Below are 20,770 nucleotides of genomic sequence, written 5' to 3'. Positions count from 1 at the left end.
GGCGAGTTGCGGACCACCGCACAGAGATAGGGGCGGGGGTTACAACCGGATCAGGCGGGACGATCGGGTGCGAACACCTCGATGTGACCGTCGGCCTCGCGCACTTCCAACGTGGGTAGCGGCTTGGGTGCGATGGGCAGCTGGTGCGTGATCACCCGCCCATCGGTGGTGAAAGATGTGGTGTGGCATGGGCACTGCAAGCGGTCATGCGCCCCGTCGAACCAGAGCTTGCACCCCTGATGTGTGCACACGCCCGACACCGCCTCTACCCTGCCGCCCACCCGACGCACGAATCCGTTGACGAATCCGAGGTCGAAGGGATGCACTCCGCCGTCGGGGACCGCACTGCTGGCGGCGACCCGCTGCCAACTTCCGGTGTTGGGGACGATCTCGCCCGAGTCCTGCTGGGGGTCGGTCTGCGGTTTCTGGGTGATCAGGCGGTCGGCGGTGACAGCCACCGCGGCGGCGGCAGCGGCCGCCGAGGTGCCGACGAGGAGGCTCCGGCGGGTGGGTGCTTGCCATCGCGGCTGGCCGGAAGGCGCTGGGGCATCGCCCATCTGCTCGGCCAGGCGACCCTGCAGGTTCGCGAGGAACTCCTGGCTCGGAGTGTCGTCGCCGGGCTGGCTCGCGCGCAGCTCGATCGCCGTCCGGATCTGCGCCGCTTCGAAATCGTCAGGACGGAACGGCTTGGGCCGGCGGCCCCGGAGCAGGTCGTCGACGTAGCGGCGCAGCCCACGCGGATTCATGACAGGTCCTGTTCGTTGATCTGGGCGGCCAGGCGCAGTGCGCGGTGTTGGAGCACCTTGGCATTGGCGACGGTGACACCCATCGTGGCGGCGGACTCCTTGATCGAACAGCTTTGCAGGAATCGCAGTTCCAAAATCCGACGATAGTTGTCCGGTAATGCGTCCAATACAGCCTTCGCGTGCAGCGGTGCGGTGCTGATGGATTCCTCGGAGTCGGGCGGCCGGTCGGCGATGTCCTGCATGTCGGGGATCGAGGTGATCTCGCGGCCCAATGTCTCGCGCCAGTGTGCGGCGAGCACCGTGCGCGCAACCGTCCGCAGGTAGGCCCGTACCTCGGCCTTAGTCACCGTCAGGCGTAACGGCCTCAACGCAGCCAGGAATACCTCGGCTGTCAGATCCTCGGTATCTGGCCTATTGCCCACCCGTGCGTAGATGGTGCGATAGACCCAGACGGCATTGTCTTGGTACACGGACTGCCAGTCCGGGTAGTGATCGTCACCCGCCGGGACGGCCCGCAAGCCGCGCCGGGCGGTGGGATCACGTTGTGTCATCACCGTCGGTTGTCCCGTCCCCAAAACGTCCCTCGAAAGGCAGCTGGATGTCTGCCTCTGATGAGAAGTAGTGCCGGTGGTTACACGATGCCGGCGGCCAATTGGTTCGGGGTAGCGTCACTGCAATGACGGGTGCTCTCGATGGGATCCGGGTGCTGGAACTGGGCACCCTGATCGCCGGGCCTTTCGCGGGGCGGTTACTCGGGGATATGGGCGCCGAGGTGCTCAAGATCGAGCCGCCCGGTGCACCGGATCCGCTTCGGACCTGGGGCCAGGCCGAGGTCGACGGGCACCACGTGTTCTGGACGGTGCACGCTCGCAACAAGAAGGCCATCACCCTTGATCTGCGCACCGAGGCCGGGCGCGCACTGTTTCTCGATCTCGTCGAGAAGTCGGATGTGATCGTCGAGAACTTCCGGCCAGGGACTCTGGAGAAGTGGGGTCTGGGCTACGACGTCCTGGCGGAACGCAACAACGGCATCATCTTGGTCCGCGTCTCCGGTTACGGACAGACCGGTCCGGACGCGCACAAGGCCGGATACGCCTCAGTGGCCGAAGCCGCCAGCGGCCTGCGGCACCTCAACGGATTCCCCGGTGGTCCGCCGCCACGGATGGCGCTCTCGATTGGTGACACTCTCGCCGGGATGTTCGCGGCCCAGGGCGCACTGGCGGCGCTCTATCGGCGGACCGTCACCGGTCGCGGACAGATCGTCGATGCGGCGTTAACCGAGAGTTGTTTGGCCGTACAGGAATCCACCATTCCGGATTACGACGTGGGTGGGGTGGTGCGGGGTCCGTCGGGTACTCGGTTGGAGGGCATCGCGCCCTCGAACATCTACCAGAGCGCCGATGGCAGTTGGGTGGTCATCGCCGCCAACCAGGACACCGTCTTCCGCAGATTGTGTGTGGCGATGGATCAGCCGGAGCTGAGCACCGATGATCGATTCGTCAATCACGTTGCCCGTGGCCGCAATCAGGATGAGCTCGACACCATCATCGCTGGGTGGGCGGCGCGACGCCTGCCCGCCGACATCGTCGATGTGCTCAGCGCGGCCGGGGTGATCGCCGGCCCCATCAACACCGTTGCCGATGTAGTGCAGGACCCACAGCTCAAGGCGCGTGAGATGCTCGTCGAGCATTTCGACGAGCGCCTCGGCCGCTCGGTGCTGGGGCCGGGAGTGGTTCCGGTGCTGTCCGAATCGCCGGGCGGCGTCCGGAATGCGGGCCCGGCCCGACCCGGGCAACACAACGAGGACGTCTTCGTGGGGCTGCTGGGGAAGAGCGCCGCAGATATCGACAAGCTGCGCGCCGAGGGGGTGCTGTGAGTTCGATGAGCCGCGTGCGCGAAGAGCAAGCGCAGATGCCCGCCCACGTCACCATCCGCGAGGTGCTGCTGCGGGATGGCCTTCAGCTTGAGGCACCGATCTCGTTGGCGGACAAGCTGAAACTTCTCGACGCGATCGCCGCGACAGGGGTGCGCGAGGTCGAGGCCACCGCATTTGTGTCCCCCTCCAAGATGCCGGCGCTGGCCGATGCCGCCGAACTGTCCGCGCAGCTGTACAACTATCCGGATATCGAATTCTCCGCACTCGTCGCCAGCCCTAACGGTGCCAAGCGCGCCCTTGCGGCGGGTCTCACCTCGCTGGAGTACGTGGTCTCTGCGTCCGACGGACACAGTCGCGCCAACGTCGGCAGCACTAGTGCCGAGGCCACCGCGCGCATCGAGGAGATCGTGGCGCTCGCGCGTGACACGGGTGCCACAGTGGAGGTCATTGTGGCCTGCTCATGGGACTGCCCCTTCGACGGCCCCACCCCCGAACAGCGGGTCCTCGATATCGTGCGCCGGGCCCGGGAATGGGGCGCGGACCGTTTCGCCCTGGCCGACACCATCGGCACCACAACGCCGCGCCGCGTTACGAATCTCGTTGCGGCCGTTCGGCCCATTGTCGGCGACGCGCCGCTGGGCGCGCACTTCCACAACACCCGTGGATCCGGTTTGGCCAGCGCCTATGCCGCCGTGCAATCCGGGGTGACGCGGCTCGATTCTTCGATTGGCGGACTCGGCGGATGCCCGTTCGCGCCCGGAGCGACCGGCAATATCGCCACCGAGGATCTGGTATATCTACTGCGGGACAGCGATATTGACGTCGACGTTGATCTCGAAGCCGCGATCGAGGCGGCCCGAGTGGTGCAATCAGTAGTCGGGCACGCGGTCCCGAGCGCTCTGCTGCGCGCGGGCGACCGCTTGCTGAACTAGACCGCCGACTTCAGCGGGTTGTGTTCGGCGTAGATCTGCTCGATGCGCGCCTCATCGATCCGGTTGCGCACTTGTTGCGATTCGTGGGTGTCACGCACGACCTTCGCCAGCCCGAAGCAGCTGGTCACCAGGAAGAGCGTGCACACCGCGAGGAATGCGCGGGGCCACGGCGATATCGGTAGGTACACGATGCCGCCCAGCGTCGAAGCGAATGCGACCGCGAAGGCGATGGCGGATTGGATGTAATACGCGGTGGACGCGCGGACTGTGGGCTCCGATGTGCTCATACGACCACGGTGGCAGCCGCCGCTTCGTATGGCATGAGTAGAGCTACCCGATATGCGGGCGCAAGTTTGCGTGCAGGTCGCTGGTAGCGATACGGGGGCTGGCCCCAGGAAATGGTGCTGTGGGCTGGCCTCGGTCACTAACTTGCGCGCTTGCCCTTCTTCGGTGCTGGCAAGAGGTCTAGCTTGCTAACTGACTCTCGGGTCAGTTAGCGCCACATCGAATTCAAGGAGGACCATGTCCACTCCGGTGCTGTTGGGGATCGTCGTGGGAGTGCTGGCCCTCGGGGGCTTGCTGGGAGCGGCGGTGCTTTTCGTCCTCGCCTCCGGCGACAGCGGGCCCCGCCGCTTTGGGGTGACCATGCCGGACACGGACTTCTTCGACAAGACGGCATCGTTCGCAGTCACTGCGCAGATCAGCGTGCCGGGGCCCGTTGAACGTGTGTGGACCCAGGTCTCGGAGGGCGGCTATCTGGAGTCGATTCCTTTCGTGTCCGGGCCGGCGAGATCGGGCGACCAGATTGTGACCCGCACGCCGTTGTTCGCGATCACCGAGAAGGTGGTCCACAGCGAGGAGGGCCTCAAGCTGGTCGCGATCGGCACCGGTATTTCAGTTCCACTGGTGCTCAAGGCATTCGGCGAACGCTGGGAGCTGGCCGCTGACGGGAACAAGGTGCTGGTGCGCTGGACGGTGGCAGGCACCCCGAAGTGGGTCGGCTGGTTCCCGTTGCGCTGGACGGCGTTCGCGGTGCGCCCGTTCCTGCGGACGCTGCTGTTCCTGGCTATCCGTTAGCCGCCGCCTTCGAGAGTGGGACATCACCCAGGACGATCCCGCTGAACATCGTGGCGATCGTGTCGGCGACTTCGGTCATCGTTGTTGCGGGATCATCGGATTCGGCGATGATGCTGTTGGCCGTGACGAACATCGTCATGAGCATCCGGGCCGCCATGGGCGTGTGCACGCCGGCCTTCAGCTCGCCACGGGCGGCGAGAGTTTCCATGAGGGTGACCAGTGGCGGTAGCACGATGGTCTCGTCGATGTGGCGGTACGTCTCCTCGCCGAGGACCATAGGCGCCTGACGCATGAGTTCCCGGTAGGTCTTGTCGTTGAGTGATCGCGACAGATAGACCCATGCGGAGGTGGCCGCGACCTGCGGGCCGCTCGGGCCAGGCTTGTCCAGACGGCGGATGGCGGTGGTGACGGTGTCCGCCGTCTCGGTCAGGCACTCGGTGAGCAGTGCGGTGAACATCGCCTGCTTGTCGGAGAAGTGGTAGTAGAACGTGCCCTTGCTGACCTCGATGCTGCTGACGATGTCATCGACGGTGACGCTGTTGTAGCCCGTGGTCGTGAAATGCCGGCGTGCGGAATCCAGAAGATCGGAACGAGTCTGTTCTGCGTACATCTGCCGCCGAGTAGCCATGGAGGCAGTCTAGTCAGATCCCGACTCATGGTCAGTTTCTGAACCGGGACTCACCACACCATGCGTGCGAGATATGTCTGTGCGTAGCGTCGCACTGCGACGGTGTCGGTGATATCGAGAACGCCCGCGCGATTGGTGAGCAACGAACCCACAAGGCGCACAAGAATTTCCGATACTGCCAGCACCGCCTCGTCGGGCATGGTGACGCCGCTGTGTCGAAGAGAGGTCGCCACCAGGGCACTGGCCCGCACGATGGCCTTGTCGCCCGAGGGCGTATTCAATCCGATCACCAACTCGGGCTCGTTCTCGATGATGGTGCACGCCAACCGGTTCTCGGTGATGAGCCGCATGGCCAAGGTGAAGCACTCGACAATGGCCCCCTGCGCATCCTGGCCGTTGGCCGCGACGGCGAGGTGGCCGAAGATGAGCAGGCTCTCGGCCTCGATGAGGTGCTCGAACAACGCTTCCTTGGTGGGGAAGCGGCGGTAGAGGGTGCGTCGGCTCACCCCGGCACGTCGCGCGATGGCGTCCATGTTGGCGCGGCGCATGCCATGGCGCTCGAACTCGGTGCGCGCGGCGTCGAGCACGGCATCGGCGGGCGGGGCGTCGGTCACCCCCTGAGTATTCGCCTCTTGACGCAAGCCGCTCATCGGTGCGGTCATGCTGCCCGGTTGTGCAGCGGGCGGGGGTCGACTCCTTCACGCTTCCAGCCCTCAGAAGCCCACGGCAGATACAGGGCGCGCACCGGCAGCCTGTTGAATACCGGGTTCAGCGTGCGCATGACCTTGGCGAAGCGCTGAAAGTTGCGCTCCTTCTTGTCGTTCCACTCCAGTCGGCAGACGGCCTTCATCTGCGGAGGGAGTGTTCCGACGATGACCGTCCGGATGAAGGCGTTCAGTGGCGCTGATAGCACCCGCCACACCGGCTGGGGAATCTGCTTGGGCCCGGGTACACCCTGACGGATGTAACCCGTGGCGTACAGGATCGTCTTCGTCGGCACGAACCGGTCGAACATCCCCTCCATGTACGTGACGAACTCGTCGTACGTCTGCGGCTGATTGCGCGCGCTGACGCCGTACAGGCTGTACCAGACCTTGCTCTCCTCGAAGATTCGTACCTTCTCCGCGCGGGACAGCCTCCGGATGAAGGTGTCGGTGATGTACAGCACCTGATCGACGAAGGTCGCATGGGCCCAGTAGAAGAGCTCAGGATTGAGCGCGTGGTACCGCGAACCGTCGCTGATGGTTCCGGTGATCGGCTTGTGAAAATCGCGCACCATCCGGCCCCACTTCTGCGGGTCTGCCGAATAGATGGTCTTCATGATGGGCGGGCCGGAGCGGCGTGCGCGGCCGAAGGTGTCGGTGAAGATCACCGAGTGGTCCTCGACCGCCTTGCCCAGCTGCTCGATGCAGTTCTCGGTGCCCGCGAGTCGCTGAAAACCCAGCACGCCGCGGATATCGCCGTAGAACTTCCACACCAGGGAGTCGGCACCCAGTCGCGGTGTTTCCACGGAGTCGTCGGCGGCGTCGTCCACGGGCATGGGAATTGCTTCGCGCAGCCCTTCGTCCAGGCTGACGGGGCGAGTGATGGCGCTCTGATCGACCATGAGCACCACGCTAGCTCAATGGCACAAAACTGCGCAAGTGTGCCAAGGGTGATTAGTCGGTGAAGTCGATACGCACCGATACGGGGGTGGTCTCCAGTGCCTTGACCACCCGCGCGCCGACGGCCCCGAACTTGCGGCCGCGCGCGACGACGTCATCATCGGGCCGGAACTGGGCGGTGCCGGTGCGCCACCTGTTTCCCTGCTTCAGGCGGACATTCGGGTTCGCGGCAATGTTGCTGCCCCAGCCCGAGCGGGTGCCGTGCTGGCTGATCACCCACGCGCCGGTCGCGTCGAACTGGACGGAGACCGGGACCCGGCGCAGCTGGCCGGTCTTGCGTCCGGTGGTCTCCAGCTCCGAGGCGAGCGCCGTGCGCAAGCCGAGCTTCGTCAGTGCCGCGACGGCTGGATTGAGCAGGTAGCGCCCCATCGCCCGCTCCCTGCGGAACTTGCGCAGTGTCTTGTCCGTCATGAACTTCTCCTTCTCCGAAAGGCGTCGACTCCATTGTTCTTGAGGAGCCGAAGTGCGGTGATCCATGGGCCGATAGTGGGGTCCGGGTCAGTCCCCGCGCCCAGGCGGTGCAGTTGCGTGTTGTGCCACTGGAGTTCCAGTGCACTGAGGAAAGACTTCGCTCTGCCGGTTGCCGCGAGCCACGCAGGCATGGGGAGGGAGGCGTCCGGAACGGTGAGCTTGTCCTGGCGTGCGGTTAGCAGGCTGTCGGCGGCGACCGGGTTGACGGTGGTTGGGCGCCCGAGTCCCACGACATCGCAATCACCCGATCGGACGGCCTCCGACATCGCGGCTTCGGTGCGGAACCCGCCCGTCACCGCGATCGGTACATCACCGGCCGCCTCGCGGGCGGTGCGGGCGTACTCCAGGAAGTAGGCCTCGCGGGCCTGGGTCGACGCCGATGTCACCAGCGGCCTGCCCTCCATCGCCGGCGATTCGTAAGTACCGCCGCTGATTTCGATGAGGTCGACCTCTTCGGAGGCGAGTGCCGCGATGACTGCCCGCGACTCCTCCTCGGTGAAGCCTCCGCGCTGGAAGTCCGCGGAGTTGAGCTTGATGGCGACCGAGAAACCGGGACTCACGGCAGCCCGAGTGCGGCGGACGACTTCGAGGACGAAGCGCATGCGACGTTCGGGGTCACCGCCCCACCGGTCGGTGCGCCGGTTGGTGCGCGGCGACAGGAACTGCGCCACGAGATAGCCGTGTGCGCCGTGGATTTGAACACCGTCGAACCCGGCGGCATCCGCGATCGTCGCCGTGGTGGCGTAGCGGTCGATAATGTTCTCGATCTCGTCGTCGGCGAGCTCGCGCGGGGCCTGCCAGCCGGGGACGTTCATCTTGATTGCCGACGGTGCCACCGGCTGGGATGCCGTGGCGAGCGGGTTGGCTTGCCTGCCGGGATGGTTGACCTGCATCCAAATCAGGCCGCCGCCGTCCTTGGTCGCCTTGGCCCACCGGGACAGTCCATCGAGATGCCTGTCGTCCTCGATGACCACGTTCCCCGGCTCGCCCAGATGACTGCGGTCGACCATCACATTGCCGGTCACGACGAGGCCGAAGCCACCGGTTCCCCAGCGGCGGTACAGCTCGACGAGTCGGTGGTCAGGGCCCTGGGATGTGTCGCCGAGGCCCTCGCTGAGAGCCGACTTCATGAGCCGATTGCGCAGAACCTGGCCCGAGGCCAGGGGGAGGGGGTCGTGTAGGTCTGCCACGCGGCCGACGCTAGTACACCGATTGGTTTACTGCAATGTTCCGGTAATCGCCCCATGTCGGGGACGCCTCGGTAGACTGAGCGGTATAGTTAACACCCGACAAGTTTGGAGGCAGGCAGGATGTCGGCACGTGACACCTTGATCGCAAGCGTGACGGGTCTGGTGCGGCGCAGGGGCGTCGCGGGAACCGGTCTCAACGCACTGCTCGAGGACAGCGGTGTTTCACGGAGAACCATCTACCTGAACTTCCCTGGCGGCAAGCAGGAGCTGGTCGCCGAGGCAACTCGTCTTGCCGGGCAAGAGCTGACGGACATCATCAAGGCGGCCGGTGACGGGATTGACCCGGCCCGCGGGATCGAACTGTTCATCGAGCTATGGAAGGCGCAGCTCGGCGAAACCGAGATGCAGGCGGGGTGTCCGATCGTCGCTGCCGTGCTCGGACGTACCGAGGCACCTCAGGCCGCTGCGGTGGCGGCCGAGGCCTTCCGGGATTGGCATGAGCTCCTCGCGGGACGCCTCGAGAAGTATGGGGTGGAAGCGGCCACCGCTCGCTCGCTGGCGCGGACAATGATCGCCGCGATCGAAGGTGCGGTCATCATGTCGATCGCCGAGCAGTCGACGGAGACGCTCGATGACGTCGGACAGCGTTTGGCGGAGCTCATCCGGCTGTACATCCCGGCCGAATCCAAGGCGTAACCTCCCACCCACCTGCGCAGTAGGGTCGGCAGATGCACAGCGCTACCCCGCGCGACCCTTCCCCGTGATCAGCGGCAGATCCAGCGTGGTGCGCACGCCGGCATCCGCGGCGACGACGGCAGGTACCGCATTGACCACGCGCATCGCCGTCGCGATCAGATTGGCGTAGTTGTGATCGCCGCGCGCACTGAATGAGCCCAAATCCAGGATGTAGCTGGGCTCCCCGGTGATCTCAACGCGATAGGTGCCACCTTCGTGTGCGGGCTGTGGCCAGTCCGGTGCCAGATCCTCGCGCAGGCGGGTGAAGTGCTCAAGGACCGTCACCACCTTGCCGTCCTTGATGCCGCGCACCTCGAAATGCAGCGCGGCCATGGTGCCTGCGGGAATATGCCCCGACGAGATCTCGAAATCCTCGGGCGCGGGAAGTTTTTCGTATGTCTCAGTGACTTCGTCCAAGTCGATACCGAGGCCGGCGGCGAGCTGTCGTACCACCGAGCCCCAGGCCAGGGACAGCACTCCCGGCTGCAGCAGGATGGGCGTCTCGTCCATCGGCTTACCGAAACCCATGACATCGAACATCACCGTCGCACTGTCGTAGGTGGCGTAGTCCACGATTTCGATACAGCGCACCTGATCGACGCGCTGGCAGGTGCCCATGAGTGCCAGCGGTAGCAGGTCATTGGCAAAACCTGGATCGATTCCGCCAATGAAGATCGACGAGTTGCCCTCGCGCGCAGCAGTTTCGATGGGCTCCAGCATGTTCTCCGGGAGTACGCCCCACGGATACTGCAGGAATACTGGCGCGCTGGCGGCGATGTTGATTCCGGCGGCGAGGATCGAGCGCAGATCCTCGATCGCCTCCATCAGCCGGTTGTCGGTCATGGCGGTGTACACCACGCAGTCGGGCTTGAGCGCCAGAATCTCTGCCGGGTCCGAGGTCGCGGAGACGCCGGTGGTGGGGTCGAGCCCGGCGAGCTCACCCGCGTCCTTACCGGCCTTGTTCGCCCCAGAAACCCACACCCCGACCAGCTCCATGTTGGGGTCGGTGATTACCCCGGCCAGCGCATGCTGGCCGACATTGCCTGTGCCCCAGACGGCTACACGTGTCTTCGTCATATCAGTCCCATCTCGAAGCGGTCAGGAAAGGTCGGGTAGCGGGATGTCGAGGTTGGGCGCGATGAGGCCACCGTCGACTTCGAGTACCTTGCCGGTGAGGAAGCTCCCGGCAGGTGATGCGAGGTATAGGGCTGCTGCCGCGATATCGCTCGGATCACCCAGGCGATGCAGCGGCGTGTTCTTCTCCAGCGTTCCGCGCACCTCGTCGTTACCCGCCACGATTTCCAGCGCCGAGGTGAGGATGGAGCCGGGAGCGATGCCGTTGACTCGGATTCTTGGACTCAAATCCATTGCGGCCGTCCGTGTGTACTGAGCCAGCGCGCCCTTGGCGGTGCAGTAACCCAGGAAGGCCCGGCCCGGCAGTCGGCCCATAGTGGACGTGATGTTGATGACCGACGCGTTGTCGGATTTAAGCAGGTGCGGCACAGCGGCACGCAGCAGTGCGTGCCCGTTGAGGACATTGAAGGAGAAGGCCTCGGCGAGGTCCTCGTTGGTGGTGTCCAAGAACGGTTTCGGCATGGTGCCGCCCACGTTGTTGACGACGATGTCGAGTCGTCCGAATCGGTCTACTGCCTTCTGGGCCAGTGAAGCGGATGCTTCGGTATCGGACAGATCGGCGACCACGATCTCCGCCTGGCGGCCTGTCGCCTCGACCTTCTCCGCGACCTCCCGCAGCTGCGATTCGGTACGCGAGGCGATGAGCACATCGGCACCCGCCTGTGCGAAGGCCTCCGCAATCGCGGCGCCGAGTCCGCGGCCCGCGCCGGTAACGACCGCGACATTGCCGTCGAGCCTGAAACGGTCCAGAATCATCTCTACCTCCGTGTCGAATATTCGACTACCTTGGGGCGAATAGTCGATGCACTGTAGACCCGGACCTTGCCTCGCGCAAGAGGGGAGAACCCATGCCCGCCACTTCGCCGCCGACCGTTCGCGTGGTGCGAATCGTGGAAATGCTTGCTGCTGCAACACAACCCAAATCGATTAGCGAGATCGCCGCATCCACGGGCATTTCCCGCGCCACCGCGACTGCCGTGGTGAACGAGTTGGAGGCTGCAGGGTGGCTAGTGCGCGACGATGAGCTTCGGTACCGCGTCGGGTCTGCCCTGCCCCGTGCCGTCGAGGCCACCCTGCCCCGGGCCATCCAGGACGCACTGGCCCGAGTTGCCGCAGAGGCACACGCTGGGGCGACGGTCAGCCGAATAGGCCCGAAGACGTTGACGATCGTCGCCAAGGCACAGGCGGGACGCCGGGCCGTCGCGGGATTCGCGGTGGGCCAGAGCATCCCGCTTGCCTTTCCCGCCGGTTCGGCGGTCATGCCCTGGCGTTCATCCGACGAACGTGCGCAATGGCTCGGTACGGCGCGTGGCCTGAGTGCGCGTTCTGGTCAGCGGCTCGTGCAGCAGGTTGCCGACTGCGGATATGTGGTCTACCGCCCCGACCACGATGACACGGGGATGGTCGATCTGCTCTCGGACCTGCTTGGTTCGGTGGGCTCGGAGGTAATGGAGGCGGCGCTGCGTGAACGGCTGCTGCGACAGCTGTCCCGGCTCACCTCGCGTCCTTATTCGCGCGATGAGCTGAGCTCCGACGCGGTACTGCCGATTAGCTATCTGGCGGCGCCCATTTTCGAGGGCGCCGATGCCGCGTACGAACTTCAGCTGGGCCCGTTGCTGCCCAGCGCGACCCGTAGCGAGCGAGAAGCGCTGATCGTGACGTTGACGCGCGGGGCGCGGGAGCTATCCGGACTATTCGCGGAGAGGTGACGCCCTAGCCCGCGGTGACGACGGGGACGCCCTCGGACGGTTGCACGATGACGAACCCCTGGCCCTGGAATGCGACTTGGAGCGCCTCTCCGGAGCCGCGGCCAATGAGGGCGCCGGCCTTGAAGCTCGTCTTGAGCTGGGTCTGCAGATTCGCCGACCAGGCCACGACGGCGTTGGTATCGGCGAATGTCGGCGCCTCGGCGGCATTGAGCACCACCGGCGGGCCGTCGGTGGTCAGCGCGACCCAACCGGTTCCGCGCAATGTCGTGTTGAACAGACCGCCTGTCACCATGCTGGCGCCCTTGACCCGCTCGATGTTCCAGTTCAACCCAGCGGAAAAGGCCAGCACATTCTTGCCGCTGATCGAGAGGCCCGCGTTGTTCAGATTCAGCAGATGAACGTCGAAGGCGCGCTCGGCCAGGAACACGTCGCCTTGGCCAGAACACCTCATCAGGGGCAGGCCTTCACCGGTCAGCGCCTTCTTCAGGAACTTGGCCGCGCCGCCGCCCTCGAAGGCGAAGTCGACATTGCCCTGGTAGGCCACCATCGATCCCTGACGTGCGAGGAACGGCTCGCCGAGGCGAACGCGCAACAGCTTTGCGTTCTGATTGGAGATCGGCTTGGCCTCATTCTCGCTGAACCGGCCATCCACCAGATCTCCACTGATACCGGAGAATTGGTCGCCGATGGACTGAGCCTGAGCCGCCGGCTGTGCAGCCGCGGTGGGCGATGTGACCTGTGGTTCGGGCGGTGCGGAGCCTCCGAGCGGTGCCGAGCTGACCCTGCCCTGGTGTGCGACTTGATCCGTCCAGCGCTGGCCGTCGTGCCAGCGGAATTCAAACCGTCCGTCGGGATCAGGCTGCCAGCTTCCGGGGTTCGGAGTCGTCATGGACTCCAACCTAGTAGGCGGCTAGCGCTGTTCGATCAGGATTGTGGGGACTGCCAGCCCGGGATCCTTGACGGTGGCGACCCGTGTTCCCGGCTTGTGGCCGTTGCGGATATCGCTGAGCGTGACGTCGGCGGCAGTCAGGCGCGCATGAGTCGCGTCGATGTCAGCGGTGCGCCAGGCGATTCCCCACAGCGAGTCGGGGCCGGAGGGGTCGTCGTCACGCAACACCACCTCAACCACCAGCCCTGCGCACCGGAAGAACAATTGGTGTACACCCCACGACTGCCTGCGATCCAGGCGCAGGTCGAAGCCGAGCCGTCCGCACAACGTCGCAATGATTCTGTCGCGATTGGGAGAGAACAGCACCAGGTGATCGATCTGACCACTCTCTGAGTCCGACTGTGCGGGCGGGGCGGGTCGCTGGCTCAATCCCAGGGTGAGTCCGTCAACCTGTCCCGCGGCAATGTCTCCGCGAGAAATCAGGGAGAGACCGCGTCGATCGAGCAGCCGAGTCGCGGAGGCCAGGTCCCCGACACGAAACAGCATTCCCGGGTGCGGCGCCCATTCGGGGAGACCGAGATGGAGCTGGGGATGTGGAATTTCGGTGCCGAGCAGCCTCGCGTAGGCGGCCTTTGCATCAGCGAGATTTGGAACGTCCAGAAGCACCGAGTCCAGTTCGGTGATCATCAGAGCATTTCCTCCCTGCCGGACCGGAGTCCGCTTATGCATACTGGTGGTGTGCGCTTTCAGCTTCTCGACATTGTCTTCCATCTGCCACACCCCGCGACGGGGGCGTTGGCGCCCGCCGCCGACCGGCTGAATCGGGTGGTCGAGACCGCAGTGCTGGCGGAGAGCCTGGGTTTTGATTCCTTCGCGGTCGGGGAGCGGCATGCGGGAGACGTGCTGTCCTCGGCTCCGACGGTGCTGTTGGGCGCGGTGGCCGCAGCCACTGACCGGATTCTGTTGTCCACCGGGGTCACGGTGCTGTCGCTCCTGGACCCGGTGCGCGCGGCAGAGGACTTCGCCACCATTGATCAGCTGAGCCGTGGCCGGCTCGAGATCGTCATCGGGAAGGGCAATGAGGACCGCCAGTACCCGTTGATGGGACTGGATATCGCCAGACAGTACGAGTACCTGCAGGAGAACTACGAGTTGCTGCGGAGGCTGCTGCGTGAGGAGCGCGTCGACTGGACGGGCGTACACCGGCATCCACTTGCCGACGCGACCACGTTGCCCAGGCCGTACGACGGACCGTTCCGGATCTGGCACGGCTCAGCGACTTCGACATTCGCGGTCGAACTCGCCGCCAAGTGGGGCGACCCGATAGTCACCGCAAATGCCTTGCAGCCCAAGGAGAATTACAAGGTTCTCATCGACAGGTATCGGGAGCTGTACGCACAGAATGGGCACGACCCGGCCAACCTGCATGTGGGTGCGGGCTCAGGCGGGCTCTACCTGGCAGACACGACCGAACAGGCCATCGCGCAGTACCGGCCCATCTATGAGGCACGCCTGGCGCAGATGGCGAAGCTCAAAGACCATCCGAGGGCCGTCGGCAAGTTTCCGTCCTTTGAATCCATCGAGGACGCGGCAGATCGCGGGCCGGTGTTGGCCGGCTCCCCGGAACGTGTGGCCGAGAAGATCATTCAGTGGCATGGCGCCTTCGGTCACGAGTTCCAGTCGATTTCGTTGAGCCCCGAGGCCGACTTCGAGGAACAGCAGGACACCCTGCGCCGATTCGCCGAGGAGGTTGTCCCGCTGGTGAAGGCGGAGGTCACCTCGACGCTATGGAGCCCCCAGGACACGCAGCGAGCCAAGGGATTCACGGCGGCCTGAGGGGTGCCCGTGTCAGATCTGACCCGGGTGATTCATGGGGTTCAGCGGGCTCGCGGGGTTGGCCGGGTTATTGGGATTCATGGGGCTGGCCGGGTTCGCGGGGTTGTTCGGGTTCATCGGACTGGCCGGGTTCGCAGGGTTGTTTGGGTTGAGCGGGCTGGCGGGGTTCGCCGGATTCGACATGCTGTTCGGGCCGTATGGACCAACGTTGCAGACCGCATTGGCGTTGCCGATGCAATCACCGGGGTTGAACGGATCGGGATCTGCCGGGTCGGCACTCGCGAGAGGCGTGGCAAACAGCGTCAAGGCAATGAATAGCGCGCCGGTGGCCATCGACTGGAGCATTGAGCCAGCCTAGCAAGCCTATTGAGTCTTTCTCGGGGGATCGGACAGGGGGCTGCGTAACGGGTGGACGTGCCTGTCCTTGCCCAAAACTAGAACATGTTCTAACGTCGAGCGAAGTGCCTGATCGGCGACCATTTACTGAGGAGCGCGATGCCTGACCCATTTGACCCACTGCACGGGTCGATCAACTCCGGGCACCTGCTGGTCGCCGCTCTGAAAAAGAATGCGAACGCGCCCGCGCTGGTGCTCGGGAACGTGACGCTCACCGGTGCGCAGATGGCCGACGAGATCAGCAAGTACATCCAGGCCTTTACCGCGCTGGTGCCCGATCCGACCGATGGTCAGGGCATGTTGGCACTCAACCGCCCCGAGGTGCTGTTGGTCATCGGCGCGGGGCAGCTGCTGGGCACCCGGCGTACCGCGCTGCATCCACTCGGGTCACTCGACGATCATGCCTATGTACTGGCCGACGCCCAGATCACCACGCTGGTCATCGACCCCACCCCGCAGTTCGTCGAGCGCGCCGCCGCCCTGGTGGAGAAGGTGCCGACGCTGACCCGCGTGCTGACCCTCGGCCCCGTCCCCGCTGAGCTGGCAGAGGTGGGGCATGATCTGGTCTCTGCGGCCGCGGATTTTGCGGCGAAGCCGCTGGTGCCGGTCAACCTCTCGCCGGACCACATCAATGGCCTTACCTATACGGGCGGGACGACGGGTAAGCCCAAGGGCGTCATCGGGACCTCGCGGTCGATTCTGACCATGACGCAGATCCAGCTGGCCGAGTGGGAATGGCCGGAGCGGCCAAAATTCCTGATGTGTACCCCGCTTTCACACGCCGGTGCCGCGTTCTTCATGCCGACCCTGATGAAGGGCGGGTCCATGGTGGTGTTGCCCAAGTTCGATGCGGGCGCCGTGCTGGCCGCGATCGAGGAGCACAAGATCACTGCCACCATGCTCGTGCCGTCGATGATCTACGCGCTGCTGGACCATGCGGATTCTCAGACCCGCGACCTGTCCTCACTGCAGACCGTCTACTACGGCGCCTCGGCCATCAACCCGGTGCGGCTGGCGGAGGCAATCGAGCGGTTCGGGCCGATTTTCGCGCAGTACTTCGGCCAGTCCGAAGCGCCCATGGTGATCAGTTACCTGGCCAAGGGCGACCACGATGCCCAGCGGCTCTCCAGCTGCGGCCGGCCCTCGGCGTTCCTGCGCACGGCGCTGCTCGACGAGAACGATCAGCCGGTCAAGCAGGGTGAGCCCGGCGAGATCTGTGTGGCCGGACCTTTGGTGGCGGGCGGCTATTGGGGCCTGCCCGAACAGACCGCCGACACGTTCAAGAACGGCTGGCTGCGTACCGGCGATGTCGCGCGCGAGGACGAGGATGGTTTCTGGTTCATCGTCGACCGGACCAAGGACATGATCGTCACCGGTGGCTTCAACGTGTTCCCCCGCGAGGTGGAAGATGTTGTCGCCGAGCATCCGTCGGTCGCACAGGTCGGTGTCATCGGGGTGCCCGACGAGAAGTGGGGCGAGGCGGTGACGGCGATCGTGGTGTTGCGTGCGGACGCCGACAGCAGCGGCGACGCGGTGTCGAAGATGACGTCCGAAATACAGTCCGCGGTCAAGGACCGCAAGGGTTCGGTGCAGTCACCCAAGCATGTGATCGTCGCCGACTCGCTGCCGTTGACCGCGCTGGGCAAGCTGGACAAAAAGGCTCTGCGCCAGAAGTACGCCACGGTTTAGCTCTCTGGCGAGAGCAGATTCCGGGCGCTGGTGTGGATGAAGGTGCGCAGCCACGGTGCCGGCTCACCCTTGTCGGGTAGGTGACGGCGCACCGCCGCGTAGGGCATATCGATCAGTGCGAACATCACCCTGTCGAGCGCCTCGGGAGTGACATCGCCGAACCGCCGCTCGGCGTACTCGCGCAACGCCATTCGCACCCGCGAGTTGAGTGCCGTGAGCTCCGCGGCGAGTGTGTCGGGCCAGTGTGCCACCAGATCGGCCTTCTCGTATTGGAGTAGCAACAGCGCCTCGTTGCGGTGCGCTGCCGTCCAATCGAAGGCGTGATCGATGGTCGCGGCGAGGGCTTCGTGGGGATCGGGTAACGCGAGCGCCGTGAGGATCCCGGCCTGATAGCCGGCGATCGAACGCAGCCAGAGGCGGGCCATGAGCTCGTCGCGGCTGGAGAACCGGTGATAGATCGACCCCGAGGGGGCGCCCAGCGTTCGCCCGATGGCGGTAGCCGTGGCTGCCGACGGTCCGCCCTTGCTCACCAACGCAAGCGCCGCATCGAGGATGTCGTCGGGGGTGTACTGAGGCTTACGCCCCACGGTGCCGGACCATGCTCGTGCCCTGGGCGACGGCGACCAGCTTGGTGTTGCCGTCGTGGTCCTCGACGGATATCTCGCAGCGGCCCAGCGCCTTGGTACGTCCGGCGCTCACCAGAGACGCGTCGGCGAGTAGGCGTACGCCATCACGGGCGGGTGACACATACTCGATGGTGTACCCGCTGGTGACAATGTCGGCGCCAAGGCCGAGCCCGCACGCGTAGGTGATTGCGTTGTCGGCCAGGTAGCTCAGCACTCCGCCGTGAATGAATCCGCTCTGCTGGCGCAGCTCGTCGCGGATGTCGAGCGAGAGTTGTATTCCGGACTCGTCGATCCGGCTGATCGATGTACCTAGGAGGCGACTGAAGGGTTGGGCCTCGAGCACTTGTTGTGCCTGGTCACGTGTGATCACAATATTAGAGAATAGTCGCTAATAACGGCATTGGCGAGCGTGCATATGATGTAAGACGCAGCTGGTTTGTCAGTGTCGGCTTCGGTCGGTATTGGCATCGAGTCGCGGGCCCTACGGGGACTGCGATGAGAGGGAACCCGGTGAGAATCCGGGACTGTCCCGCAGCGGTATGCAGGAACGATCGCCGTCATACGCACTGGGTTAAGCACTCGGTTAACCACCGAGAGCCCCTGGGAAGCGACGGTCCGTAGGAAAACCTGAGCCCGGGTAATGCCTGCAAGTCCGAAGACCTGCCAGCTGTGTCGGGTGCGCCGCGCCCGACGGATCATCGCCTCGCGGAATGGGCGTATGGCCGAATCGGTTTCAACCAGCACCAGTGTGTGTTGGTTATTCGGGCTCGGCTTGCTTGTCCTGGGCGGTGGCCACCACGCCGTAGACAGAGGACAGCATGACCACTCCATCATTCAAGGCAACCACGCTCGGTTCGGCGCGCATCGGCCCGCGTCGTGAGCTCAAACGGGCTACCGAAAGTTACTGGGCAGGGCGCACCAGTCGTACCGAGCTCGAGACCGTCGCAGCCGGGCTTCGGCGCGACCACTGGTCAGCACTGGCGGCCGCCGGGCTGGACTCCGTCCCGGTGAACACCTTCTCGTACTACGACCAGGTACTCGATACCGCGGTGCTGTTGGGAGCGCTCCCACCCCGCGTCGCAGGCATAGGCGACGACCTCGATCGCTACTTCGCTGCCGCCCGCGGCAACGACGAGGTGACGCCGCTGGAAATGACCAAGTGGTTCGACACCAATTATCACTACCTGGTGCCGGAGATCGGGCCGGACACCAAGTTCACGCTCAATCCGGCGAAGTTGTTCGGTGAGCTGAAAGAGGCTGCTGCCCTCGGCATTCCGGCGCGTCCGGTGGTCGTTGGCCCCATCACCTTCCTTGCGTTGAGCAAGTCCGTCGACGGAGCCGGTGCGCCCATCGAGCGTCTCGACGAGGTGGTATCGCTGTACGAGCAACTGCTGGTGCAGCTTTCGGAGGCCGGGGTTGGCTGGGTTCAGATCGATGAGCCCGTGCTGGTCACCGACATCTTGTCGAACGGCCCGGAGTTGGCCGAGCGGGTGTACGGCCGCCTCGGTACCGTTGCCGACCGCCCCGCGATCTTCGTCGCGAGCTATTTCGGGGACTTGGGCGCGGCACTCCCGGCGTTGGCACGTACCCCGGTTGAGGCGATCGGTGTCGACCTGGTCTACGGGTCCGCATCGGGTCTTGACTCGGTGCCGGAGCTGGCCGGTAAGACTGTTGTGGCCGGTGTTGTCGATGGCCGAAACATTTGGCGCACCAACCTGGAGTCTGCGCTGAGCACCCTCGGAACGCTGGTGGGATCGACGGGCGCGGTGGCGGTAGCCACCTCCTGCTCGACGTTGCATGTGCCCTACTCGTTGGAGCCGGAGACCGAACTCGATGACCAGCTGCGCAGCTGGTTGGCTTTCGCCGACGAGAAGGTCAAGGAAGTCGTGGTGCTGGCGCGGGCACTGGGCGAGGGACGCGATGCGGTTGCCGCGGAGTTCGCGGCGTCGAATGCGGCCGTCGAATCTCGCAAGACGGATCCGCGTCTCAACAACGGTCAGATTCGTGAGCGGCTGGATTCGATTCTGGCGGAGGGTGTTTCACGTGGCGATGCCGCAGAGCGCCGTCGCAGCCAGGACGAGCGGCTGAAGCTGCCCGAGCTGCCGACCACGACGATCGGGTCGTTCCCGCAGACTGTCGAGATCCGCAAGGCGCGTCAAGCCCTGACCAAGGGCGAGATCGACGACGCCGAGTACGTGCGGCGGATGCGTGCCGAGGTTGCCGATGTCATTGCGCTGCAGGAGAAGCTGGGCCTGGACGTGCTGGTGCATGGTGAGCCGGAACGCAACGACATGGTGCAGTACTTTGCCGAGCAGCTGGATGGCTTCTTCGCTACCCAGAACGGCTGGGTTCAGTCGTACGGCAGCCGCTGCGTCCGCCCGCCGATCCTGTATGGCGATGTCGCACGGCAGAACCCGATGACTGTCGAGTGGGCCACCTATGCCCAGTCGCTGACGCCGAAGTACGTCAAGGGCATGCTGACCGGGCCGGTGACCATCCTCGCGTGGTCGTTTGTGCGTGACGATCAGCCGTTGGCGGACACCGCCAACCAGATCGCGCTGGCCATTCGGGACGAGACGGTGGATCTACAGGACGCCGGGATCGCCATCATCCAGGTGGACGAGCCCGCGTTGCGTGAGCTGCTGCCGCTGCGCTCGGCGGACAAGCCCGCCTATCTGGACTGGGCAGTCGGCGCATTCCGGCTCTCCACGTCGGGTGTGTCCGATGCGACGCAGATTCACACGCACCTGTGCTACTCGGAATTCGGGGAGGTGATCGGTGCCATCGCCGACCTGGATGCCGACGTCACGTCCATCGAGGCGGCACGCTCGCACATGGAGGTGCTCGACGACCTGAACGCGATCGGCTTCTCCAACAGTGTCGGCCCGGGTGTCTACGACATCCACTCGCCGCGGGTCCCGTCGACGGCCGAGATGGCGAACTCGCTGCGTGAGGCGCTGCAGGCTGTTCCGGCGCAGCGTCTCTGGGTCAATCCCGACTGCGGCTTGAAGACCCGGAAGGCCGACGAGGTAACTGCCTCGCTGGCCAACCTGGTGGCCGCCGCGACCGAGGTGCGTGCGGGCGCCTAGTTCGGCGATGAGCGCGCGAGCAGTCCCCTTCGCGGGGGACTGCTCGCGCGTGAATGTGATTGGTGTATAAACCATTAGCGAGA

General features: G+C 65.0%; 23 protein-coding genes and 1 riboswitch. Of the genes, 8 read left to right on the top strand and 15 right to left on the bottom strand.

The genetic code is table 11. The features are described from left to right. Positions 1-50: 50 nt before the first annotated feature. Entirely contained in the window at positions 51-746 is a 696-nt protein-coding gene (locus tag B4394_RS07890) for a Rieske (2Fe-2S) protein (protein WP_078314670.1), read from the bottom strand. Beyond that, positions 743-1,297 (bottom strand): RNA polymerase sigma factor, encoded by a 555-nt coding sequence (locus tag B4394_RS07885; RefSeq protein WP_078312167.1) that lies wholly within the window; start codon positions 1,295-1,297, stop codon positions 743-745. The genes B4394_RS07890 and B4394_RS07885 overlap by 4 nt, the downstream gene beginning before the upstream one ends. Before the next feature lie 125 nt (positions 1,298-1,422). Between B4394_RS07885 and B4394_RS07880 the strand changes: the two genes are divergently transcribed. Then, a complete protein-coding gene (locus B4394_RS07880; protein WP_078314669.1) occupies positions 1,423-2,622 on the top strand; it encodes a CaiB/BaiF CoA transferase family protein in 1,200 nt (399 codons plus the stop codon). Positions 2,623-2,657: 35 nt separating this feature from the next. After that, positions 2,658-3,554, top strand: a complete 897-nt coding sequence (locus B4394_RS07875) for a hydroxymethylglutaryl-CoA lyase (RefSeq protein WP_139360041.1) — start codon at positions 2,658-2,660, stop codon at positions 3,552-3,554. On the opposite strand, the gene B4394_RS07870 is transcribed toward B4394_RS07875, so the two are convergent. Beyond that, positions 3,551-3,841 carry a YiaA/YiaB family inner membrane protein gene (locus tag B4394_RS07870; RefSeq protein ID WP_078312169.1) on the bottom strand — a complete coding sequence of 97 codons (291 nt, stop codon included), beginning with the start codon at positions 3,839-3,841 and terminating at the stop codon, positions 3,551-3,553. The two genes, B4394_RS07875 and B4394_RS07870, sit on opposite strands and share 4 nt — an antisense overlap. A 235-nt stretch (positions 3,842-4,076) precedes the next feature. Between B4394_RS07870 and B4394_RS07865 the strand changes: the two genes are divergently transcribed. Next, complete coding sequence (locus B4394_RS07865) at positions 4,077-4,631, top strand: SRPBCC family protein (RefSeq protein ID WP_078312170.1); 555 nt, start codon at positions 4,077-4,079, stop codon at positions 4,629-4,631. Here B4394_RS07865 and B4394_RS07860 read toward each other — a convergent pair. The 5 genes from B4394_RS07860 to B4394_RS07840 all read right to left on the bottom strand — a co-directional run bounded on the left by B4394_RS07860 (position 4,621) and on the right by B4394_RS07840 (position 8,584). Then, the gene (locus B4394_RS07860; RefSeq protein WP_078312171.1) at positions 4,621-5,241 is read right to left on the bottom strand and encodes a TetR/AcrR family transcriptional regulator; all 621 of its coding nucleotides are present in this window, start codon (positions 5,239-5,241) and stop codon (positions 4,621-4,623) included. The genes B4394_RS07865 and B4394_RS07860 overlap by 11 nt on opposite strands. Positions 5,242-5,309: 68 nt before the next feature. Continuing rightward, entirely contained in the window at positions 5,310-5,909 is a 600-nt protein-coding gene (locus tag B4394_RS07855) for a TetR/AcrR family transcriptional regulator (RefSeq protein WP_078312244.1), read from the bottom strand. Between the two features lie 8 nt (positions 5,910-5,917). Then, positions 5,918-6,865, bottom strand: coding sequence for an oxygenase MpaB family protein (locus B4394_RS07850; RefSeq protein ID WP_078312245.1), 948 nt, complete (start codon positions 6,863-6,865; stop codon positions 5,918-5,920). Positions 6,866-6,917: 52 nt separating this feature from the next. Further along, positions 6,918-7,334 carry a nitroreductase family deazaflavin-dependent oxidoreductase gene (locus B4394_RS07845; RefSeq protein ID WP_078314668.1) on the bottom strand — a complete coding sequence of 139 codons (417 nt, stop codon included), beginning with the start codon at positions 7,332-7,334 and terminating at the stop codon, positions 6,918-6,920. Continuing rightward, positions 7,331-8,584, bottom strand: coding sequence for an NADH:flavin oxidoreductase/NADH oxidase family protein (locus B4394_RS07840; RefSeq protein ID WP_078314667.1), 1,254 nt, complete (start codon positions 8,582-8,584; stop codon positions 7,331-7,333). Before B4394_RS07840 ends, B4394_RS07845 begins: the two co-directional genes overlap by 4 nt. A 120-nt stretch (positions 8,585-8,704) precedes the next feature. On the opposite strand from B4394_RS07840, the gene B4394_RS07835 reads away from it, so the two are divergent. After that, a complete protein-coding gene (locus B4394_RS07835) occupies positions 8,705-9,280 on the top strand; it encodes a TetR/AcrR family transcriptional regulator (protein ID WP_078312174.1) in 576 nt (191 codons plus the stop codon). A gap of 42 nt (positions 9,281-9,322) precedes the next feature. Here the strand turns inward: B4394_RS07835 and B4394_RS07830 are convergent, their stop codons facing one another. After that, positions 9,323-10,396 carry an NAD(P)H-dependent amine dehydrogenase family protein gene (locus B4394_RS07830; protein WP_078312175.1) on the bottom strand — a complete coding sequence of 358 codons (1,074 nt, stop codon included), beginning with the start codon at positions 10,394-10,396 and terminating at the stop codon, positions 9,323-9,325. Positions 10,397-10,417: 21 nt separating this feature from the next. After that, positions 10,418-11,209 carry an SDR family oxidoreductase gene (locus tag B4394_RS07825; protein ID WP_078312176.1) on the bottom strand — a complete coding sequence of 264 codons (792 nt, stop codon included), beginning with the start codon at positions 11,207-11,209 and terminating at the stop codon, positions 10,418-10,420. 92 nt (positions 11,210-11,301) lie between these two features. Here B4394_RS07825 and B4394_RS07820 point away from each other — a divergent pair, with 92 nt between their 5' ends. Then, positions 11,302-12,162: a MarR family transcriptional regulator gene (locus tag B4394_RS07820; protein ID WP_078314666.1), complete on the top strand. Its 861-nt coding sequence runs from the start codon at positions 11,302-11,304 to the stop codon at positions 12,160-12,162. A gap of 4 nt (positions 12,163-12,166) precedes the next feature. Here the strand turns inward: B4394_RS07820 and B4394_RS07815 are convergent, their stop codons facing one another. Together B4394_RS07815 and B4394_RS07810 are read right to left on the bottom strand one after the other, a co-directional pair. After that, positions 12,167-13,051 (bottom strand): AIM24 family protein, encoded by an 885-nt coding sequence (locus B4394_RS07815; protein ID WP_078312178.1) that lies wholly within the window; start codon positions 13,049-13,051, stop codon positions 12,167-12,169. Between the two features lie 21 nt (positions 13,052-13,072). Then, on the bottom strand, positions 13,073-13,738 hold the full coding sequence (locus B4394_RS07810; protein ID WP_078314665.1) for a VOC family protein: 666 nt from the start codon (positions 13,736-13,738) through the stop codon (positions 13,073-13,075). Positions 13,739-13,789: 51 nt separating this feature from the next. Between B4394_RS07810 and B4394_RS07805 the strand changes: the two genes are divergently transcribed. Beyond that, complete coding sequence (locus B4394_RS07805; protein WP_078312246.1) at positions 13,790-14,887, top strand: LLM class flavin-dependent oxidoreductase; 1,098 nt, start codon at positions 13,790-13,792, stop codon at positions 14,885-14,887. Positions 14,888-14,899: 12 nt separating this feature from the next. Here B4394_RS07805 and B4394_RS07800 read toward each other — a convergent pair whose 3' ends face one another. Then, positions 14,900-15,232: a hypothetical protein gene (locus tag B4394_RS07800; protein WP_078312180.1), complete on the bottom strand. Its 333-nt coding sequence runs from the start codon at positions 15,230-15,232 to the stop codon at positions 14,900-14,902. A gap of 150 nt (positions 15,233-15,382) precedes the next feature. On the opposite strand from B4394_RS07800, the gene fadD8 reads away from it, so the two are divergent. After that, the gene (gene fadD8, locus B4394_RS07795; protein ID WP_078314664.1) at positions 15,383-16,972 is read left to right on the top strand and encodes a fatty-acid--CoA ligase FadD8; all 1,590 of its coding nucleotides are present in this window, start codon (positions 15,383-15,385) and stop codon (positions 16,970-16,972) included. Here the strand turns inward: fadD8 and B4394_RS07790 are convergent. Beyond that, positions 16,969-17,559: a TetR/AcrR family transcriptional regulator gene (locus tag B4394_RS07790; RefSeq protein WP_078312182.1), complete on the bottom strand. Its 591-nt coding sequence runs from the start codon at positions 17,557-17,559 to the stop codon at positions 16,969-16,971. The two genes, fadD8 and B4394_RS07790, sit on opposite strands and share 4 nt — an antisense overlap. Next, positions 17,549-17,968, bottom strand: a complete 420-nt coding sequence (locus tag B4394_RS07785; protein WP_078312183.1) for a PaaI family thioesterase — start codon at positions 17,966-17,968, stop codon at positions 17,549-17,551. The genes B4394_RS07790 and B4394_RS07785 overlap by 11 nt, the downstream gene beginning before the upstream one ends. A gap of 69 nt (positions 17,969-18,037) precedes the next feature. Next, positions 18,038-18,280: riboswitch (cobalamin riboswitch) on the top strand. Positions 18,281-18,416: 136 nt separating this feature from the next. Between B4394_RS07785 and metE the strand changes: the two genes are divergently transcribed. Further along, positions 18,417-20,687, top strand: coding sequence for a 5-methyltetrahydropteroyltriglutamate--homocysteine S-methyltransferase (gene metE / locus B4394_RS07780; protein WP_078314663.1), 2,271 nt, complete (start codon positions 18,417-18,419; stop codon positions 20,685-20,687). Positions 20,688-20,770 lie beyond the last annotated feature (83 nt).

The sequence above is a fragment of the Mycobacterium sp. D16Q16 genome, from assembly GCF_002013745.1.
In the GTDB taxonomy this organism is placed as follows: Bacteria; Actinomycetota; Actinomycetes; order Mycobacteriales; family Mycobacteriaceae; genus Mycobacterium.
Note: the sequence above shows the minus strand (reverse complement) of the source record. Positions and strands in the feature narration are given on the sequence as shown.